Source organism: Halomonas sp. SL1, assembly GCF_003030865.2.
Classification (GTDB): Bacteria; Pseudomonadota; Gammaproteobacteria; order Pseudomonadales; family Halomonadaceae; genus Halomonas; species Halomonas halophila.
The window spans coordinates 54,645-71,978 of record NZ_PYUQ02000031.1 but is presented as its reverse complement, the minus strand read 5'-3'; the positions used below and the strand labels follow the sequence as shown (position 1 = coordinate 71,978).

The window sequence follows — 17,334 nt, the reverse complement described above, 5'->3', positions numbered from 1 at the left end:
GCGGTGGTTCCGGCGGCGGCGGTGGTTCCGGCGGCGGCGGTGGTGGTTCCGGCGGCGGCGGTGGTTCCGGAGCCGGTGGTAATGGTGGCAACGCTGGAGGAGGTGGCGGAGCCGGTGGTACCGGTTCAGGTGCCGGCGGCGGCTTCTGACGCGTGTTGCCTGATGCCAAGCCTGGCGCCCGACCTTCACGGTCGGGCGCTTTCTTTCGTCCGCGGCTCGGGCGGATGATCCATATCATGTGTGTTGAGATTGATTTTCGTCTATATATGGTAGTCAGACATCGCGCCGTCGGGAGCGGGCCCGTGCCATGCGACCTTCGCCGCCGGGATGCTCCGCGACAGGCGGTCGTGCGCGACCGCTGCCGTTTTCACCGCACATGAGAGAATCGATGCGTACCACCACTGCCAAGGATGCGCCCAGCGTCGACGAGGTGCCGCTGCAGGCGCCTTCGCTCGATATCTGGGACAGCAAGTATCGCCTCAAGGACCGTCACGGCCGGCCGGTGGACGCCGACCCCGCCGCCACTCGGGAGCGGGTGGCCCGGGCGCTGGCCGCGGTGGAGGACGACGCCGAGGCCTGGCTGCCCCAGTTCCGCTGGGCGCTGGACAACGGCGCCATCCCGGCCGGGCGCATCGTCGCCAACGCCGGGGCGGAGGCCGTCAAGCCGGCGGTCAGCCTGATCAACTGCACGGTCTCGCGCACCCTCCACGATTCGATGCGTGACATCCTCGAGGGCGTGGTGGAAGCCGGCATGACCCTCAAGGCGGGCTGCGGCATCGGCTATGACTTTTCGACCCTGCGTCCCCGCGGCGCCTTCGTGTTCGGCGCCGGGGCCGGCACCAACGGCCCGCTGGCGTTCATGGATATCTACGACAGGATGTGCTTCACCGTGGCTTCGGCGGGCGGGCGCCGCGGCGCCCAGATGGGGACCTTCGACGTCGGCCATCCGGACGTGAAGAGCTTCATCGAGGCCAAGCGCGAGGCCGGCCGGCTACGCCAGTTCAACCTCAGCCTGCTGATCACCGACGAGTTCATGGAGGCGGTTCGCGCCGACGCCGACTGGCCGCTGGCGTTCCCGCTGCATCCCGCCGAGAAGGACGACGTCGACGACAGCGAACTGATCTACCGCGACTGGCCAGTGGTCGAGGAGGGCTACACCCTCGACGACCAGGGCCGGGTGGCCTGCCGCGTGGTCGAGACGGTTCGCGCCCGCGGGCTGTGGGACACCATCATGCGCTCCACCTACGACTTCGCCGAGCCGGGCTTCATCCTGATCGACCAGGTCAATCGCATGAACAACAACTGGTTCTGCGAGGAGATCCGCGCCACCAACCCCTGCGGCGAGCAGCCGCTGCCGCCCGAGGGCGCCTGCCTGCTGGGCTCGATCAACCTCACGCGCTTCGTGCTCGAGCCCTTCGGCGAGGCGCCGCGCTTCGACTGGGAGCGCTACCGCCGGGTGGTGGCGATCTTCACCCGCATGCTCGATAACGTGGTGGAGATCAGCGGCCTGCCGCTCGACGGCCAGCGCCGCGAGATCGAGGCCAAGCGCCGCCACGGTATGGGCTTTTTGGGGCTGGGCTCGGCGCTGACCATGCTCAAGCTGCCCTACGGCTCGCCGGAGTCGCTGGCCTTCACCGAGGAAGTCAGCCGGGTGCTGGCGGTCGAGGGCTGGAAGCAGGCCCTGGCGCTGGCCAAGGAGAAGGGCATGGCGCCGGTGCTGGCCGAGTCGTTCGAGCTGACGCCGCGCATGCTGCGCGAGCGCCCGGAGCTGGTCCAGGACGGCTATCAGGCCGGCGACCGGGTGCCGGGGCGAATCCTGCACGCCCGCTACAGCCGCTACATGCAGAAGGTCGCCGAGGTCGAGCCCGAGCTGGTGGCCGAGCTCGCCGAGCACGGCGCGCGCTTCACCCACCACAGCTCCATCGCGCCCACCGGCACCATCTCGCTGTCGCTGGGCAACAACGCCTCCAACGGCATCGAGCCGTCCTTCTCGCATCGCTACTTCCGCAACGTCATTCGCGCCGGGCGCAAGACCAAGGAGCAGATCGAGGTGGTCTCCTTCGAGCTGGCGGCCTATCGCCATGTCGTCGCCCCCGACGCCGTGGAGAGTGATCTGCCGGACTACTTCGTCACCGCCGACGGCGTCTCGCCGGCCCAGCACGTGGCGGTGCAGGCCGCCGCCCAGGCCTGGATCGACTCGGCGATCTCCAAGACCGTCAACGTGCCCACCGATTTCGCCTTCGAGGACTTCCAGGATCTCTATCTGGACGCCTACGACAGCCGGCTCAAGGGCTGCACCACCTTCCGCTTCAATCCCGAGGCCTTCCAGGGCGTGCTGGTGCGCGAGGACGATCTCAAGAATACCGTCTACGTCTTCGAGCTGGAGAACGGTGAGCGCCTGGAGCTTTCCGGCGACGAGACGGTGATCTACGAGGGCGAGGAGCACACCGCGGCGAACCTGCACGATGCGCTCAAGGAGGGCACCTATGGCAAGTGGTAAACCAGGGCTCGCGACGGCCGTGAACGGCCGTCCGTCAAACGACACCGCATCGGCTTTCACAGGAGCCCCGTCATGAGCATCGAGATCACCTCCAAGATCCTGTCGTCCCGTGTCCGACAGCCCCAGGACGTGCCGCCGCCGGCCGACGAGGACCCGCTGACGCGGCGCATTCCCTCGCGCCCCGAGGGCACTCTGGAGGCGGTGTCGGAGAAGATCTCCTACGTCGGCGCCGAGGGCCGGCGCAAGGTCTACCTGCTGGTGTCCTTCATGCCGGTGGAGGGCGTGTTGAACGGCGAGCGGGTGGTCATCGAGCGCCCGGTGGAGTTCTTCCTGCCCTCCGGGCAGCTGTCCAGCGAGCACCAGTGGATCACCGCCACCATGCGCAGCCTGTCGCTGGCCGCTCGCGGCGGCTACGTCACCCAGGCGGTGGCCGACCTGCGCAAGGTGGCCTGGGACAAGGGCCGGGTGCGCTGCGGCATGAACCGCTGGGGCAAGCCGATGTTCCACGATTCCGAGGTCGCCGCCATCGCCTGGTCGATCCAGCAGATCCTCTACCGGCGGGGCTTCCTCGACCAGGACGGCCTGCAGGTGCCGGTGGAGGAGCTGGTGGCGCGCCACGCCCGGCGCCTGGCCGGCCGGCCCTGGCATCCGCCCGGCCCCGAGGAGCAGGCCCATGCCGAGCGCGCGGCCGAGGCCGGCCAGGGCGGGCCCATCGTGGTCGGCCAGTGCCCGGAGTGCGGCGGCGATCTGGTGATGATGGACGGTTGCCCGACGTGCTATTCGGGGTGCGGCTGGTCGAAGTGCGGCTGAGCGTCGTACGAAAACGCTCTGCGCTCGCCGAGTCTTCGTTCCAGCACTGATTCGCGCGATGGACCGATGCGAATCGCCGAGCCGGTCAACGCTCGGCGAGGTGTCGGACGATCCCCGACACGACCGTCAGCCCCGGCCGGTGCCGGGGCTTGTTTGTTGCGATGCAGCACAACAGATCGAATCGAACGTTTAAATGCAAGCCCGTGCGCCGACTCTCGGCTCTGTTATGTTCGTCCTTGCTGAATAACAAGCACAAACATTTTCTCAACAGCAATGGAGTCTAGGATCATGCGCTACAACAACAAGACGCTGATCGCCCTGTCCGTCGCGACCCTCGGCCTCGCGGCGGTCAGCACCACCGCCTCGGCCGCCACCCTCGACGAGGTGAAGGAGCGCGGCAACCTGCGCTGCGGCGTCAACGTCGGGCTGTCCGGCTTCTCCTCGCCGGACGAGAACGGCAACTGGCAGGGGCTGGACGTCGAGACCTGCCGCGCGGTGTCCTCGGCCATCTTCGGCGATCCGGAGAAGGTGGTCTTCACCCCGCTGACCGCCAAGGAGCGCTTCACCGCCCTGCAGTCCGGCGAGATCGACGTGCTGTCGCGCAACACCACCTGGACGGCCACCCGCGACAACTCCCTGGGCCTCAACTTCACCACCACCACCTTCTACGACGGCCAGGGCTTCATGGTCGCCAAGGACCTCGGCATCGAGAGCCTGGAGGACCTCGACGGCGCCTCCATCTGCATCCAGTCGGGCACCACCCACGAGCTGAACCTGGCCGACTACTTCCCCTCCCGGGGCATCGACATCAACACCGTGACCTTCGACACCCCGGACCAGACGGCCCAGGGCTTCGCCAGCGGCCGATGTGACGTGCTGACCTCCGACACCTCCCAGCTCAGCGCCCTGCGCCTGCAGCTGCCGGAGCCGGACAGCGTCGAGATCCTCACCGAGCTGATCTCCAAGGAGCCGTTGGGTCCGGTGGTGCGCCAGGGCGACGATCAGTGGCTGGACATCGTCCAGTGGTCGGTGTTCGCCATGGTCAACGCCGAGGAACTGGGCGTGACCAGCGACAACGTCGACGAGATGCAGCAGAACCCGCCCAATCCCCAGGTCGCACGCCTGCTGGGCGACGACGGCAACTACGGCGAGCAGATGGGCCTCGAGAACGACTGGGCCTACGACATCATCGCCCAGGTCGGCAATTACGGTGAGGTGTTCTCCGCCACCGTGGGCGAGGAGTCCCCGCTCGCCATCGGCCGCGGCATGAACGCGCTGTGGAACGAGGGCGGCATCCTCTACGCACCGCCCATCCGCTGATCGGCGTCGATCCTTCGTCTCCCCTCACCCCCGCCCGGGGGTGAGGGGCCGTTACCCTGCATTCGAGGCTCGACATGCTGCGTTCTTCGTCTTCCGAGCGGGGGCCGCTGTGGCGCGACCCCGCCGTGCGCGCGCTGGTGATCCAGGCCCTGCTGCTGCTGGGGCTGGCGGCGCTGATCGTGATGCTGGTGACCAACACCCTGGCCAACCTCGAGGCCCGGGGCATCACCACCGGCCTGGGTTTCCTCCAGGAGCGGGCCGGCTTCTCCATTCCCCAGACGCTGATCGCCTACAGCGGCGACAGCACCTACGGCCGCACCTTCGTGGTGGGGCTGCTCAACACCTTGCTGGTGTCCGGCCTCGGCATCGTCGCGGCCACGGTCATCGGCTTCGCGGTGGGCATCGCCCGGCTCTCGAGCAACTGGCTGCTGGCCCGGTTGGCCGCCGCCTACGTCGAGATCTTCCGCAACATTCCACTGCTGGTGCAGATCCTGTTCTGGTACTTCGCCGTGCTCCAGGCGCTGCCCAGCCCGCGCCAGAGCCTGTCGCTGTTCGAGGCGCTGTTCCTCAACGTGCGCGGCCTGGTGATGCCGGCCCCTGTGGCCCAGCCGGGCTTCGGTGCCACCCTCTGGGCGCTGGCCCTGGCGGTGGCCGCGGTGGTGGGGCTTTCGCTCTACGCGCGGCGGCTGCAGACCCGCACCGGCAAGGCACTGCCGGTCTACCGGCTCGGCGCGCTGATCCTGCTCGGCCTGCCGCTGGCGGTGTTCCTGGTGACCGGGCGGCCGCTGGCCTGGGACGTGCCGGCGCTGGCCGGCTTCAACTTCTCTGGCGGCGTGACGATCATCCCCGAGCTGATGGCGCTGTGGCTGGCGCTGTCGATCTACACCGCCTCCTTCATCGCCGAGATCGTGCGCTCGGGCATCCAGTCGGTGCCGAGCGGGCAGGTCGAGGCCGCCCGGGCGATCAGCCTTCCCGGCAACATCACCCTGCGCAAGATCGTGATTCCCCAGGCGATGCGGGTCATCGTGCCCCAGCTCACCAGCCAGTACCTGAACCTGATCAAGAACTCCTCGCTGGCCACGGCCATCGGCTACCCGGACCTGGTGGCGGTGTTCGCCGGCACCACCCTCAACCAGACCGGCCAGGCCATCGAGATCATCGCCATGACCATGGCGGTCTACCTGCTGATCAGCCTGGTGGTGTCGGCGCTGATGAACCTCTACAACGCCCGCACCCTGATGAAGGAGCGCTGACATGGCCGAGATGGCGACACGAATCGAGATGATCGAGGCGCGCCGGCCGCCGGACCTGCGTCGCGGTGTGCCGGGCTGGCTGCGCGCCAACCTCTTCGACGGGCCGCTCAACAGCGTCATCACCCTGTGCGTGCTGGCGATGCTGGGCTGGGGGCTGTGGCCGCTGGTGCAGTGGGCGCTGATCGACGCCGACTGGCTGGGCTCGACCCGCGAGGCCTGCAGCGGCGAGGGCGCCTGCTGGGTGTTCATCAGCGCCCGCTTCGAGACCATCGTCTACGGCTTCTATCCCGAGGCCGCTCGATGGCGGGTCGATACGGTGTTCATGATGCTGGGGCTGCTGATCGCCTGGCTGGCGATTCCTCGGCTGCCGGCCAAGCGCTGGGTGGGTCTGTTCGCCCTGGTCGGCTTCCCGGCGGTGGCCTACGTGCTGCTGCTCGGCGGCCACTTCGGGCTGATGGCGGTGCCGACCCGCGAATGGGGCGGGCTGATGCTGACCCTGACGGTGGCCGTCGTGGGCATCGTCGGCTCGCTGCCGCTGGGCGTGGTGCTGGCGCTGGGGCGTCGCTCGCAGATGCCGTTGGTGCGCGGCGTGTGCGTGGTGTTCATCGAGTTCTGGCGCGGCGTGCCGCTGATCACGGTGCTGTTCATGGCCTCGGTGATGCTGCCGTTGTTCGTGCCCAGCGAGGTGGAGTTCGACAAGCTGCTGCGGGCGCTGATCGGCATCATGTTCTTCTGGAGCGCCTACATGGCCGAGGTGGTGCGCGGCGGCCTGCAGGCCATTCCCAAGGGACAGGAGGAGGCCGCCAAGGCGCTGGGCATGGGCTACTGGCGACGCATGGGGCTGATCGTGCTGCCCCAGGCGCTGAAGCTGGTGATCCCCGGCATCGTCAACACCTTCATCGCGCTGTTCAAGGACACTTCACTGGTGCTGATCATCGGCCTGTTCGATCTGCTGGCGATCATCCGCTCGGGGCTCACCGACAGCAACTGGCTGGGCTTCGCCACCGAGGGCTACGTGTTCGCGGCGCTGATGTTCTGGATCTTCTGCTTCAGCATGTCGCGCTACAGCCAGTACATCGAGCGGCGCCTGCATACCGGCCACAAGAGCTGACCGGCAGGCACGGAATAACAAGCACTTAACAAACGCTTTCAAGAACGAGGAAACACCGGCATGGCGACCACCAACATGGCCAGCGCCCCCGCCGACGAGCCGATGATCTCGGTCGAGGGGCTCAACAAGTGGTACGGCGACTTCCACGTCCTGCGCGACATCGACCTGAGGGTGGCGAAGGGCGAACGCATCGTCATCTGCGGCCCTTCGGGGTCGGGCAAGTCGACCCTGATCCGCTGCCTCAATCACCTCGAGGAGCATCAGCAGGGCCGCATCGTCGTCGACGGCGTGACCATGACCCAGGACGTGAAGCGCATCGAGCAGATCCGCCGCAACGTCGGCATGGTCTTCCAGCACTTCAACCTGTTCCCGCATCTGTCGGTGCTCGACAACTGCTGCATCTCCCAGACCTGGGTGCAGAAGAAGCCCCGGGCCGAGGCGGAGAAGACCGCCATGGAGTTCCTCGAGCGGGTGCGCATCGCCGACCAGGCGTACAAGTATCCCGGGCAGCTCTCCGGCGGCCAGCAGCAGCGCGTGGCCATCGCCCGGGCGCTGTGCATGCGCCCGGAGGTGATGCTGTTCGACGAGCCCACGTCGGCGCTGGATCCGGAGATGATCAAGGAGGTGCTCGACGTCATGGTCGAGCTGGCCCAGGACGGCATGACCATGCTCTGCGTGACCCACGAGATGGGCTTCGCCAAGACCGTGGCGGACCGCGTCATCTTCATGGACCAGGGCCAGATCATCGAGCAGGCCCCGCCGGAGACCTTCTTCAATCACCCGGAATCGGACCGAACGAAGCTGTTCTTGAGCCAGATACTCGGCCACTGAGCCGGTTCTGGTCGGGGCTACAAAAACGGCCCGGACGCCAAGGCGTCCGGGCCGTTCTTTATGAGGCGAGGATGATCAGGCGGCGTCGAGGGGACGCGCCGGGCCGAAGTGTTCGTAGTGGCGACGCTCGTCGGGAATGCCCAGCGCCTTCAGGCTGCGGTCCACGGCGGACATGAACCCCTGGGGGCCGACGAAGTAGCAGCGCGCGCCTTCGGGCAGGTAGCGGGCCAGCAGGTCGCGGTCCACGCGGCCGAGGTGATCGGCGCCGTCGCCGCTTTCCTGAACGCTGACCGCGGTCAGCCGCTCGGGATGCTCGTCGGCCAGGGCCGCGAGCTCGTCGGCGAAGGCGCGCTGCTCGGCGTCCTGGGCGGCGTGCAGGTAGACCACCCGGCGGCCCTCGGCCAGGGCCTGGCGGGCGATCGGCAGCATCGGCGTCTGGCCGACGCCGCCGCTGGCCAGCAGCAGGGGCTCGTCGCCGGCCATCAGGGTCAGCTCGCCGGCGGGCGGCAGCAGCTCCAGGGTGTCGCCCACGGCCATGGCATCGTGCAGGTGCCGGCTGGCTACGCCGCCGTCCTCGCGTTTCACCGAGATGCGAACGCTGCGGCCGTTGGGCAGCGCCGAGAGGCTGTAGTGGCGATGGACCGGCTGGCCGTCGATGGTCAGGCGCACGCCGATGTACTGGCCGGGGAGATGCTCGGCCACGGGGCCACCGTCGGTGGGTTCCAGCACGAAGGAGCGGATCACCGAGCTTTCCTGGCGGGTCTCGGCGATGCGGAACTCGCGCGGGCCGCGCCAGCCGCCGGGCCGCTGTTCGAAGGTCCGGTAGCGCTTTTCCTCGAGCTCGATCAGCAGGCCGGCGAGCTCCTCGTAGAGCGCGCCCCAGGCATCGGCGATCTCCGGCGTCACGGCATCGCCCAGCACCTCGCCGATGGCGGCCATCAGGCACTCGCCGACGATCGGGTACTGCTCGGGGCGGATGTCCAGCGACACGTGCTTGCTGACCACCGTGGCCAGCACCTCGTGCACCCGTTCGGGGTCCTGGCGCAGCTGCACGTAGGCGAGCACCGCCGCGGCCAGCGCCCGCGGCTGTCCGCCGTTGGCCTGGTGGGTCTGGTTGAACAGCGGCGCGACCTCGGGGTAACGCTCGAACATCAGCGGGTAGAAGCGCTGGGTGATGGCATCGAGATGCTCGGCGACCACCGGGGCGGTGGCGGCGATCAGGCTTTCCTGGGCTTGAGTCAGCATGGGCGGCTCCTGGGCAAGAGTGGGCGGCGCGTCTCTTTAAGATGCATTTAAAATACCTCTAAAGAGGGGCGGCCCACCAGCCCCCGAGGTGGGCAAGATTGTCGCAGTCGCGTCTTGTCCTGATCTCGGTCAAGAATGACGGCCCGAGCCTCGCACATCGTCGGGAAAGGGAGGGGCGGCTAGGCTGGTAGGCAGGCGACGCTTCGGCGGGGAGGGCGCATGGATATCGTCAGGGTCTTCGATGCCAGCTATGCACGAGCCCTGGCCCATGAGGTCGAGGGTCAGGGGTTCTTCGATGCCTTCTACCGACGCTTCCTGGAGGGGTCGACGGAGGTGGCCGAGAAGTTCCGCGGCATCGACATGGATCGCCAGCAGGCGATGCTCAAGAAATCCTTCTATCACCTGATCAGCCTCTACGCGGCCAGCCATGACGGCGACTACCTGGCGCGGGTGGCGATTCGCCACAACCGCGCGCATCTGGACATCCGTCCGGCGCTCTATGATCGCTGGCTGGAGGCAATGATGGCGACGCTGCGCGAGTACGATCCCGAGTGCGGCGACGAGGAGGAGCTGGCCTGGCGGCTGGTGATGGCCCCGGGGATCGCCTACATGAAGTTCCACTACGACCGTGAGGCACCAGTGGGCGATAGGGACGCCGAGGACGACGCATTCGACGGATAAGGACGTTTCTTGATGCCTGTCATGGTCCGGGCCGAACGCCGCGGCGCACAATGCCGATACCCAAGTTCCACCCTCGGATATGGTGCATGATGGCTCCTCGTTCCCTCACGACACGCCTGCCGGTGGCGGGCCTGGCCTTTCGCCCCTTCTTCCTGCTGGCCGCCCTGTTCGGCATCGTCGCGCTGATGGCGTGGCTGGCCTTCTGGCAGGGCGACGTCCTGCTGCGGCCTTGGGGCGGCATGCTGTGGTGGCATCAGCACGAGATGCTGTTTGGCTTCGGTGCTGCCGTCATCGCCGGTTTTCTGCTCACCGCGGCGCAGAACTGGACCGGCCGTCCCGCCCCGACCGGCCTGCCGCTGCTGGGCCTGGTGGCGCTGTGGGCCGTGGCCCGCGGGCTGCTGGCCTTCCCCATCGGTCTGCCGGGGTGGGGCGTGATGCTGATCGATGTGGGGTTCCTGGTCGCGGTGGCGGGCGTGATGGCGCGGATGGTCATCGCCGCCGGGCGCTGGCGGAATCTGGTCTTCCTGCCGCTGCTGGGGCTTCTGGCCGTGGCCAACCTGGCCATGCACCTGGGAGCCTGGTGGGGAGATGGCGAGCTGGCACGGGCGGGGGCTCGCCTGGCGGTGCTGCTGATCGCTGCCGTGATGGTGGTGCTGGGCGGCCGAGTGATACCGCTGTTCACCGCCAATCGCCTGGGCGGCCCCCGGCCCCAGTCCCGGCGCTGGCTGGAGGGGGCGACCCTGGGCAGCATGGCGGCGGTGCTGGGGGCCCAGCTCGCCGTCCTGCCGGGGATGGCGCCGCCCGAGGGCGTGATGGCGGGGGCGCTGGCCCTGGCGGCCCTGGCCAATGCGCTGCGGCTGGCGCGCTGGGGCGGGCTGCGTACGTGGCGAGAGCCGCTGCTCTGGGGGCTTCATGTCAGCTATGCCGCCCTCCCGCTGGGCCTGGGCATGTGGGCCCTGGCGGCGCTCGGCGCCTTTCGCGTCGAGCTGGCGGTGCACACGCTGACCGTCGGGGCCATGGGGACCATGATGCTGGCGATGATGGCGCGGGTCTCGCTGGGGCACACCGGCCGCCCCATTGTGACGCTGCCGGGCATGGGGGTGGCGCTGGGCCTGCTGGCCGTGGCCGGCCTGCTGCGTGGCCCCTTGCTGGCCGCGTTGCCGGGTATCACGCATCTGACCTACAGCCTGACCATCATCCTGTGGTGCCTGGCCTATGCGATCTTCCTGCTGCACTACGCGGTCCCGCTGAGCTCGGCGCGCAGCGACGGAAAGGCAGGCTAGGCGCGCAGACAAGCGACCGAGTCCGGCCAGTCGTCGAGGCCCCTTCCATGGAACACTATCTGCTGATCAAGCATCTTCACATGAGCATCGCCGGGTTCAGCCTGGCCTTGTTCATGCTCCGGGCCTGGTGGTCGGTGTGTGGGTCGCCCAGGCCGGCGCGTCGCTGGGTTCGCGGGCTGCCGCACCTGGTCGACAGCGCCCTGCTGGGGTTGGGTGTCTGGATGATGGTGGGGCTCGCGCTATGGCCACACCAGCAGCCGTGGCTCGCGGCCAAGCTGTTGGGGCTGCTGGTCTACATCGGGCTCGGGAGCGTGGCCATCAAGCGCGGGCGCACGCCGGTGATCCGCGGACTGGCGGCCGGCGCCGCTCTGCTGGCCTTCGCCTTCGTGGTCGGGGCGGCCATCCGCCATAGTCCCTGGTCCTGGCTGGCCTGAGACGTGGTTTCCTATACTGTGGGCGTCATTCGTCGTCAGAAGGAGTCCCACATGCCGAGACAGGAACTTCCCGCCGGTGCCGGCCGGGTCGCCGAACGTCACCCGGAGGTATGGCGCGCCTATGCGGCGCTGGGCAAGGCCTGTGCCGAGAGCGGGCCGCTGGATGCCCGCACTCGCCGTCTGGTCAAGCTGGCCCTGGCGGTGGGCGCCGGCTCCGAGGGCGCCGTGCATTCCCATGTCCGTCGTGCCCTGGCCGAGGGCGAGTCGTCGGCGGCGCTGGAGCAGGTCGCGCTGCTGGGCGTTCCGACCCTGGGGCTGCCGGCCAGCGTCGCGGCCCTGACCTGGATCGGCGACATCATCGATGACGACGACTGAGGTGTCCCGCAGGACGCTCCGGGCTACCTCTCGACCCCCATCTGCACGGCCCACACCGCCGCCTCGACCCGTGAGCGCAGCCCCAGCTTCTTGAGCAGGTGCTTGACGTGGACCTTGACCGTGCCTTCGCTGATCGCCAGTCGACGGGCGATCAGCTTGTTGCTCAGGCCTTCCGCCAGGGCGGCCAGGATCTCGCCTTCACGGGCGGTCAACGAGTCCAGCAGGTTCTCGCCCGGTTCCGGGCGAGGGCCGCTCAGTGCTTTCGCCAGCAGGCCGGCGAGGCGTGGGCTGACCGCCATGCGCCCCTCAGCGGCCTCCTTGATCGCCGCCAGCAGGTCTTCGGGTTCCATGTCCTTGAGCAGATAGCCGTCGGCGCCGGCGCGCAGGGCAGCGACCACGTCCTCCTCGGCATCGGAGACCGTGAGCATGACGATGCGAGCCTCGACGCCGTACTCGCGCAGCGCGCGCAGGGCGTCGAGGCCATCCCGCCGCGCCATGTTCAGGTCCATCAGGATCAGCGTCGGGGACAGGCGGCCCGCGGCCTCGATGGCGGCTTCCCCGTCGGCGGCCTCTCCGGCGATCGCCAGTTCGGGATCCATCTCCAGCAGCTGGCGCACCCCCCGACGGAACAGCGGATGGTCGTCGACGATCAGGATCGCGGTGCTCATGGCGTGTCTCCCGGCAATGAGGTGGCCGTCGTCTCTCGGTGGAGCTGAGGCGTGAAGTGCAGCCTGACCTCGGTGCCCCCTTCGGCCGGCTCGTGCAGCTCGAGGCGACCGCTCAGGCTGGCGGCGCGTTCGTGCATGATGATGGTCCCGTAGTGTTCCGGCTGGTTCGATGTGCCCCCGAGACCGATGCCATCGTCGCGGATGCTGACCGCCACGCGGCCCGCCTCGTCGGTGCTCAGGCTGACCTCGCAGCGCTTCGCCCGGGAGTGATGGACGACGTTGGACAGCGCCTCGCGAACGATCTGCAGGGTATGCACCTCCTCATTGGGTGACAGTGGGCAGTGATCGAGGCAGTAGTCGAGGCGAAGGGACAGCTCACCGCGACGGACGAATTCGCGCACCGTCTCCTCGAGGGCAGCCTCCAGCCCGGCGTCAGACATCTTCAGGCGGAAGGTGTTGAGCAGCTCGCGGAGCTGACGGTAGGCGGCGTTGAGGCCTTCGCGCAGTTCATCGACGATCGCCTCGGTGTCGGCATGGGCCCCGCCGGCCCGGGCCTGGGCCTGCAGGCGGGAGACCTGGATCTTCAGGTAGGAGAGCGACTGGGCCAGCGAGTCGTGCAGTTCTCGAGCGATCACCGCGCGTTCGTCCATCAGCGCCAGCCGGCGCTGCTCGGCGTAGCCCTGGGAGAGCGATAGCGAGGTGGCGATCAGACCGGCGATGGTTTCGACCAGGTCGCATTGCCAGCGCCGAGGCGGCGACTCGGGCGAATATTCGAGCAGCAATACCCCGTAGTTCCGCCCCGCCTCGTTCACCGCGACCCGATACACCCAGGGGGTGTCGCCGTTGCCGTCGAGACAGGGCTGGCAGGCCGGCGCGCGACAGAAGTCGGGGCAGTCGTCGGGTCGGGTGGAGAGCCGCAGGTAGGCGCGCTCGGCATCGCTCTGGCTCAGGCACAGGGTGACGGGGCCCAGACCGGTGACGGCGGCGAGGTCTTCGAGCACCCGGCGGTAGCTGGCATCGCCGATGGGGGCGCCGTTGAGCTGGCGCGCGGCCTGGTAGAGCACCTCGAGCGTCTCGTTGCTGCGCTCGAGCTCGGCGGTCTTGGCCTCGACGCGCGCCTCGAGCTGACCGTAGATCCGGGACAGGCTGTCGTTCATCTGGTTGATGGTGCGCGACAGAAGGCCCAGTTCGTCGTCGGCCGCGTAGCGGGTGCGGCCGCTGAAGTCGCCGCGCCGTGAGCGATCGACGACCCTGAGCAGGTCACGCAGCGGGGGGATGACATCGGTGGTCAGCTTGTACATGGCCAGGAACACCAGGCCCAGGGTCAGGAACAGGATGACCCCCTGGAACAGGCGCATCAGCTGGATTCGCGACTCGGCCTCGCGCTGGAGCTGGTCGACCAGGCGGTCCACCTGGTCGACGAAGTCGCCGACCGGCAGCGTGGCCGGAACGCCCGCCGCTTGCATCCGCGGCCGCAGCCGGTCGTGCCATTGCGCGATGACGGTGCGGTACTGGCGGTTCAGCGGATGCCGTGGATCGTCCGCCAGGCGTCCGGTGATCGCCGGCGAGGCGAGGCTGCGCTCGAGTTCGGCGATCTGCGCCCGGCGAGCCTCGCTGTCGGCATCGGCCCGCTGGGTGGTGCTCAGCAGACGATACGCCTGCATGCGCAGGGCGCCGGCCTGGTTGATGGCGGCCGCGTCGCCACGGGCGTTCTCGGCGATGATGATCGAGCCGAGCATGCTGGTCAGCGCCAGCAGCACGATGCCGGCCATCGCCAGGCCGGCGCGGAAGGACAGGGAACGGGGCATGACATCCGGCATCGCGCCAGGGGCGCCGCCTACCTCCAAAGAGTCGCCTTTGTCACCACGCCCGGTGCAACACCGGGCGGCAGAAGCAAATGCTAGTTGAATCAGTGGGTTGTGAAAAAACTCCTGCTACCTCCAAAGAGGTAGACACGGCTAGGGTCGGGGATGGCGCTGCGAAGCGCCTTGACCCAGGTCAACGGCCTCGCCTCACCGCCGGCGCTAAGGTCCTCCTACCGCGTCTTTCGCACCTTCGGTCCGGTGGAAGGGCGCTCCCGGAAGCCTTTCACCGAGCCAGAGGGGGAGATCATGGCCAACCCCACCCCATCGACCAGGCGCGCCCAGAATCGCGCCCTGTTCCTGTCCACGCTGGCGTTCACGCTGTGCTTCGCGGTGTGGACGCTGTTCTCCATTCTCGGCCTGCAGATCAAGCAGGAGTTCGCCCTGTCGGACACCCAGCTCGGCCTGCTGATGGCGACCCCGGTGCTCACCGGGTCGATCAGCCGCCTGTTCCTGGGCATCCTCACCGATCGCTTCGGCGGGCGCTGGGTGTTCAGCCTGCTGATGCTGGCCACGGCGGCCTGTGTCTACCTGCTGACCTTCGCCACCAGCTACCCCATGCTGCTGCTCGGCGCCCTGGGCGTCGGCCTGGCCGGGGGTTCCTTCATCGTCGGCGTGGCCTACACCTCGGCCTGGTTCGAGCAGGAGCGCCAGGGCACCGCCCTGGGGATCTTCGGGGCCGGCAACGTCGGGGCCGCGGTGACCAACTTCGGCGCCCCCTTCCTGCTGCTGGCGCTGGGCTGGCAGGGGGCGGCGCTGGTCTACGCCACGGTGATCGCGATCATGGGCGTGGCCTTCCTGCTGCTGGCGCGGACCGATCCGCAGAGCGAGCGGCGCCGGGCCGAGGCCGTGCCGCTCAGGCAGCAGCTGGCACCGCTGGTCGAGGTTCGCGTGTGGCGCTTCTCGCTGTACTACTTCTTCGTGTTCGGCGGCTTCGTCGCCCTGGCGCTGTGGCTGCCGCACTATCTGGTCGAGGTCTACGGCCTGAGCATCACCGCCGCCGGCATCGTCGCCGCGCTGTACACCATTCCGGCGTCGCTGTTCCGCGTCCTTGGCGGCTGGCTGTCCGACCGCTACGGCGCGCGACGGGTGATGTACTGGACCCTGATCGCCTCGGTGGCCTGCACCTTCCTGCTCAGCTACCCGCCGACCCGCTACCGCGTGCAGGGCGTTCACGACATCCTGGAATTCTCCTTCGCCATGAACCTGGTCGGCTTCGTCGTGCTGATCATGGTGCTGGGCTTCTTCATGTCGCTGGGCAAGGCAGCGGTGTTCAAGCACATCCCCAGCTACTATCCGCAGCACGTCGGCGCGGTCGGCGGGGTGGTGGGCATGATCGGGGGGCTCGGTGGCTTCTTCCTGCCGCTGACCTTCGGCATGCTCAACGACGTGGCGGGCATCTGGCAGAGTTGCTTCATGCTGCTGTTCGCGGTGTCCGCCGCGGCGCTGGTGTGGATGCATTACGCCATCCTGCGTGCCAGCCGTCAGGAGTGGCGGGCCGGCCGGGAGGTCACCGACCTGCCGGAGCTCGCCACGCCCAGCCGTTTCGTGCTGCAGGACTGGCGCCCGGAGGATCCGGATTTCTGGTCCGAGAAGGGCAAGCGCATCGCCACCCGCAACCTGTGGATCTCGATTCCCAATCTGCTGCTGGCCTTCTCGGTGTGGATGGTGTGGTCGGTGGTGGTGGCCAAGCTGCCCCAGGTGGGTTTCGACTACACCTCCAACCAGCTGTTCTGGCTGGCCGCGCTGCCGGGCCTGTCCGGCGCCACGCTGCGCATCTTCTACAGCTTCATGGTGCCGATCGTCGGCGGCCGGCGCTTCACGGCGCTGTCGACCGCCTCACTGGCGTTGCCGGCGCTGTGGATCGGCTTCGCGGTGCAGAATCCCGACACCCCCTATCTGGTGATGCTGATCCTGGCGCTGCTGTGCGGCTTCGGCGGCGGCAACTTCGCCTCGAGCATGGCCAACATCTCGTTCTTCTATCCCAAGCGCGAGAAGGGCAACGCCCTGGCGCTCAACGCCGGGCTGGGCAACCTGGGCGTCAGCGTCATGCAGTTCCTGATCCCGCTGGCGATCACCGCCGGGGTGTTCGGCGTGCTGGGCGGCGAGCCGCAGACGCTGGGCGACGGTGAGCGCCTGTGGCTGCAGAACGCCGGCTTCGTCTGGGTGCCGTTCATCCTGCTCGGCGCCGTGGCGGCCTGGTTCGGCATGAACGACATCGCCAGTGCCCGCTCCTCGTTCAAGGATCAGGCGGTGATCTTCAAGCGCAAGCACAACTGGCTGATGTGCGTGCTCTACACCGGCACCTTCGGCAGCTTCATCGGCTACTCCGCGGGTTTCCCGCTGCTGGCGTCGAACCAGTTCCCGGAGGTCGACGTGCTGCAGTTCGCCTTCCTGGGGCCGCTGGTGGGCGCCCTGTCCCGGGCCGGCACCGGCTGGGTTTCGGACCGCTTCGGCGGGGCCAGGGTCACCCTGTGGGTGTTCGCGGCGATGATCGCCTGCGTGGCCGGGGTGCTGTTCTTCCTCGGGATCAAGGACCAGCCGGGCGCGTTCTGGGGCTTCTTCGCGATGTTCCTGCTGCTGTTCTTCTTCACCGGCGTGGGCAATGCCAGCACCTTCCAGATGATTCCCGAGATCTTCCGCCAGGAGGTGGCGCGACTGATGCCGACCCTCGACGAGGCGGCTCAGCGTCAGCAGAGCGAGAAGGAAGCCGCGGCGACCATCGGCTTCACCTCGGCGATCGCCGCCTACGGGGCCTTCTTCATTCCCAAGACCTTCGGCAGCTCCATCGCGCTGACCGGGGGGGCCGAAATGGCGCTGTACGGCTTCATTGCCTTCTACGCGATCTGCGTGGCCCTGACCTGGTTCTACTACACCCGCCGCCACGCCGAGATCCGCCTGCAGGCGCCCGAGCACGCGGCGCAGACGCCAACCGCCTCGCCGAGCCGCTGAGGAGAGAGC

At 68.3% G+C, this 17,334-nt stretch carries 15 protein-coding genes; 12 read left to right on the top strand and 3 right to left on the bottom strand.

All coding sequences use genetic code 11. The annotated features are described in order from the left end of the window. The 7 genes from C9J49_RS17250 to C9J49_RS16615 all read left to right on the top strand — a co-directional run. The coding region (locus C9J49_RS17250) for a hypothetical protein (RefSeq protein ID WP_220084881.1) at positions 1-228 on the top strand (228 nt) is incomplete at its 5' end. Between the two features lie 160 nt (positions 229-388). Then, positions 389-2,500, top strand: a complete 2,112-nt coding sequence (locus C9J49_RS16640) for an adenosylcobalamin-dependent ribonucleoside-diphosphate reductase (protein ID WP_107182519.1) — start codon at positions 389-391, stop codon at positions 2,498-2,500. 72 nt (positions 2,501-2,572) lie between these two features. Then, the gene (locus tag C9J49_RS16635) at positions 2,573-3,310 is read left to right on the top strand and encodes a hypothetical protein (RefSeq protein WP_046077914.1); all 738 of its coding nucleotides are present in this window, start codon (positions 2,573-2,575) and stop codon (positions 3,308-3,310) included. Between the two features lie 288 nt (positions 3,311-3,598). Continuing rightward, on the top strand, positions 3,599-4,630 hold the full coding sequence (locus C9J49_RS16630; protein ID WP_046077913.1) for an amino acid ABC transporter substrate-binding protein: 1,032 nt from the start codon (positions 3,599-3,601) through the stop codon (positions 4,628-4,630). A gap of 74 nt (positions 4,631-4,704) precedes the next feature. Beyond that, positions 4,705-5,883, top strand: a complete 1,179-nt coding sequence (locus tag C9J49_RS16625) for an amino acid ABC transporter permease (RefSeq protein WP_107182518.1) — start codon at positions 4,705-4,707, stop codon at positions 5,881-5,883. A 1-nt stretch (position 5,884) separates the two neighbouring features. Further along, entirely contained in the window at positions 5,885-6,994 is a 1,110-nt protein-coding gene (locus tag C9J49_RS16620; RefSeq protein ID WP_107182517.1) for an amino acid ABC transporter permease, read from the top strand. Between the two features lie 60 nt (positions 6,995-7,054). Further along, positions 7,055-7,825: an amino acid ABC transporter ATP-binding protein gene (locus tag C9J49_RS16615; protein ID WP_309250827.1), complete on the top strand. Its 771-nt coding sequence runs from the start codon at positions 7,055-7,057 to the stop codon at positions 7,823-7,825. 75 nt (positions 7,826-7,900) lie between these two features. Here the strand turns inward: C9J49_RS16615 and hmpA are convergent, their stop codons facing one another. After that, positions 7,901-9,070: an NO-inducible flavohemoprotein gene (hmpA, locus tag C9J49_RS16610; RefSeq protein ID WP_046077911.1), complete on the bottom strand. Its 1,170-nt coding sequence runs from the start codon at positions 9,068-9,070 to the stop codon at positions 7,901-7,903. A 219-nt stretch (positions 9,071-9,289) separates the two neighbouring features. On the opposite strand from hmpA, the gene C9J49_RS16605 reads away from it, so the two are divergent. From C9J49_RS16605 to C9J49_RS16590, 4 genes are all read left to right on the top strand, one after another. Further along, complete coding sequence (locus tag C9J49_RS16605) at positions 9,290-9,751, top strand: globin (protein WP_052719249.1); 462 nt, start codon at positions 9,290-9,292, stop codon at positions 9,749-9,751. An 86-nt stretch (positions 9,752-9,837) separates the two neighbouring features. Then, positions 9,838-11,034 (top strand): NnrS family protein, encoded by a 1,197-nt coding sequence (locus C9J49_RS16600; RefSeq protein WP_107182516.1) that lies wholly within the window; start codon positions 9,838-9,840, stop codon positions 11,032-11,034. Positions 11,035-11,081: 47 nt separating this feature from the next. Continuing rightward, positions 11,082-11,468 carry a SirB2 family protein gene (locus C9J49_RS16595; protein WP_107182515.1) on the top strand — a complete coding sequence of 129 codons (387 nt, stop codon included), beginning with the start codon at positions 11,082-11,084 and terminating at the stop codon, positions 11,466-11,468. Between the two features lie 51 nt (positions 11,469-11,519). Then, positions 11,520-11,843, top strand: coding sequence for a carboxymuconolactone decarboxylase family protein (locus C9J49_RS16590; RefSeq protein ID WP_046077909.1), 324 nt, complete (start codon positions 11,520-11,522; stop codon positions 11,841-11,843). 23 nt (positions 11,844-11,866) lie between these two features. On the opposite strand, the gene narL is transcribed toward C9J49_RS16590, so the two are convergent. Beyond that, complete coding sequence (gene narL / locus C9J49_RS16585) at positions 11,867-12,511, bottom strand: two-component system response regulator NarL (protein ID WP_107182514.1); 645 nt, start codon at positions 12,509-12,511, stop codon at positions 11,867-11,869. Then, positions 12,508-14,319, bottom strand: coding sequence for a histidine kinase (locus C9J49_RS16580; RefSeq protein ID WP_181454311.1), 1,812 nt, complete (start codon positions 14,317-14,319; stop codon positions 12,508-12,510). The genes narL and C9J49_RS16580 overlap by 4 nt, the downstream gene beginning before the upstream one ends. A 303-nt stretch (positions 14,320-14,622) precedes the next feature. On the opposite strand from C9J49_RS16580, the gene C9J49_RS16575 reads away from it, so the two are divergent. Next, positions 14,623-17,325 carry an MFS transporter gene (locus C9J49_RS16575; RefSeq protein ID WP_046077950.1) on the top strand — a complete coding sequence of 901 codons (2,703 nt, stop codon included), beginning with the start codon at positions 14,623-14,625 and terminating at the stop codon, positions 17,323-17,325. The last annotated feature ends 9 nt before the right edge of the window (positions 17,326-17,334 follow it).